Source organism: Rhizobium sp. UBA1881 (assembly GCF_002338015.1).
Classification (GTDB): Bacteria; Pseudomonadota; Alphaproteobacteria; order Rhizobiales; family Rhizobiaceae; genus Rhizobium.
Window position 1 is genome coordinate 1 of record NZ_DDHH01000065.1, and the last position, 2528, is coordinate 2528.

Consider the following 2528-nt stretch of genomic DNA (forward strand, 5'->3'; position numbering starts at 1 on the left):
GCACCTCACTCCTACGGGCGCTGCCGGATCGCGCGTTCCCCTTCACCACCACCGGCGCCAATGAGCAAGTCCCGGGCGCTCGCCAATGCTGCGGCGATCGAACGTGGCTGTATCGAGTAGAACACCGATTGCGAGGCGCGCCGCGTCGAGACAAATTCGCAGGCCCGCAGGATGGCGAGGTGTTGCGAGAGCGCCGATTGGCCGAGGCCGAGTTTCTTGGCGAGCACGTTGACCTGAATCTCGCCTTCGGCGAGATTGGTCAGGATCGCGAGCCGGTTGGCGTTTCCGAGAACCGCAAGCTGCTCCGCCAGAGCAGCAATGCCCTGCGGGTTCCGATTGTCTTCCTGCATATGATTTTCCCAATGAAATAGGCGGGAACCGTCGTCCGCGATATCGCGCGTTCCGTCGTTCCCGGAAGTTTAAGCACGAAATGGAACGACTAGCCCGATACCGAGGGCAGTCGCGCGAAGGTCGACGGATGAATGGATTGGAAGCCAATGTGGAAGCCGGCGGAACAAAGCCGTGGCGGCAACAGCGCATTTTCCGCCATATGGGGCGGCTGGCCATGCTGTGATGGAGTAGTGGACATCATGTTCACCCGGTTGAAGTTACGCTGCCACAATCGTTCACAGTGTTGAAAAGACGGTTAACGACTGCGCTTCAACCCTCTGAAAAATTTGAAATACAGATGTCGATCGCGTGCACATCGTCAGTCGATGTCCTTGCGAAGCATGGTTTGGAGAGTTGCTGGTGCGCCGTCAAAATCGCGTGTTCGTCTACCGAAAGTAATATTTTTTTTGTTGAAGTGCGGTATCTGCACGGATGGCCTTGGTTGACACGCACGAAAGCTGTAAGACCTCGGCTGATGAACACTGCCGTTCGGTGGCGCTGCGCGTCGGCGCCCCACACACCATGACGTTGGGATTGCGATGAACCTGTACTTGGAATACCTGGCCGAAATCAAAAGCAGAGAAACTCAAGGGCTCGCCCCCAAGCCGATCGATGACGGCGCTCTGACCGGCGAAATCACTGCCCTGATCGAGGATACCGGCAGCGAGCACCGCGCCGATGCTTTGAAATTCTTCATCTACAACACGCTCCCTGGCACGACGAGTGCCGCCGGCGTCAAGGCTGCTTTCCTCAAGAAGATCATCCTCGGCGAGACCAACGTCCCCGAAATCACTCCGAAATTCGCCCTCGAGCTGCTGTCGCACATGAAGGGCGGTCCGTCGGTCCAGGTTTTGCTCGACGTAGCGCTCGGCAACGATGCCGAAATTGCCTGTCAGGCCGGCGACGTGCTGAAGACCCAGGTTTTCCTCTACGACGCCGACATGTTCCGCCTGCGCGATGCCTACAAGGCCGGCAATGCCGTCGCCAAGGACGTTCTCGAGAGCTACGCCAAGGCCGAATTCTTCACCAAGCTTCCTGATGTCGAAGACGAGATCAAGGTCGTGACCTTCATCGCCGCCGAAGGCGATATCTCGACCGACCTTCTCTCTCCCGGTAACCAGGCGCATTCGCGCTCCGACCGCCAGCTGCACGGCCAGTGCATGATCACGCCTGAGGCACAGGCCGAGATCGTCGCCCTGCAGCAGCAGCACCCCGACAAGCGGGTGATGATGATCGCCGAAAAGGGCACGATGGGCGTTGGTTCCTCGCGCATGTCCGGCGTCAACAACGTGGCCCTGTGGACCGGCAAGCAGGCGAGCCCCTACGTTCCCTTCGTCAACTTCGCCCCAGTCGTCGCCGGCACCAACGGCATTTCGCCGATCTTCGCGACCACCGTCGACGTCACCGGCGGCATCGGCCTCAACCTGAAGAACTGGGTGAAGAAGCTCGACGAAAACGGCAAGCCGATCCTCAACAACGAAGGTAACCCGATCCTTGACCAGAAGTTTTCGGTCGAAACCGGCACCGTGCTGAAGATCGACGCGAAGAACAAGAAGCTGCGCGACGAAGCAGGCAACGAGCTGGTCGATGTCGCGTCTTCCTTCACGCCGCAGAAGATGGAGTTCATGAAGGCCGGCTCGTCCTACGCCATCGTCTTCGGCAAGAAGCTCCAGACCTTCGCCGCCCAGACGCTCGGTGTCGAAGCCACCCCGGTTTTCGCTCCCAACAAGGAAATCGCCATTGAGGGCCAGGGCCTGACGGCGGTCGAAAAGATCTTCAACCGCAACGCAGTCGGCGTGACACCCGGCAAGGTGCTGCATGCCGGCTCCGACGTGCGCGTCAAAGTGAACATCGTCGGCTCGCAGGACACGACAGGCCTGATGACCGCGCAGGAACTGGAAGCGATGGCGGCCACCGTCATTTCGCCCCTTGTCGACGGCGCCTACCAGTCCGGTTGCCATACGGCATCGGTCTGGGACAAAAAGGCTCAGGCCAACATTCCGAAGCTCATGTCCTTCATGAACAACTTCGGCGTCATCACCGCCCGCGACCCGAAGGGCAGCTACCATGCGATGACCGACGTCATCCACAAGGTGCTGAACGACATCACCGTCGACGACTGGGACATCATCATCGGC

The 2528-nt window shown here is 59.5% G+C and carries 1 protein-coding gene and 1 pseudogene; one reads left to right on the plus strand and one right to left on the minus strand.

Translation table 11 applies throughout. From position 1 onward, the window contains the following. Positions 1 to 11: 11 nt before the first annotated feature. Positions 12 to 350, minus strand: coding sequence for an ArsR/SmtB family transcription factor (locus tag B3605_RS07565; protein ID WP_112943225.1), 339 nt, complete (start codon positions 348 to 350; stop codon positions 12 to 14). A gap of 579 nt (positions 351 to 929) precedes the next feature. Here B3605_RS07565 and B3605_RS07570 point away from each other — a divergent pair. Then, a pseudogene (locus tag B3605_RS07570) lies at positions 930 to 2528 on the plus strand (bifunctional aconitate hydratase 2/2-methylisocitrate dehydratase); the annotation flags it as partial.

What these genes read in the sequence shown, in the direction of transcription:
- B3605_RS07565 (WP_112943225.1), bottom strand. Translation starts at nt 350, where the DNA reads ATGCAGGAAGACAATCGGAACCCGCAGGGCATTGCTGCTCTGGCGGAG.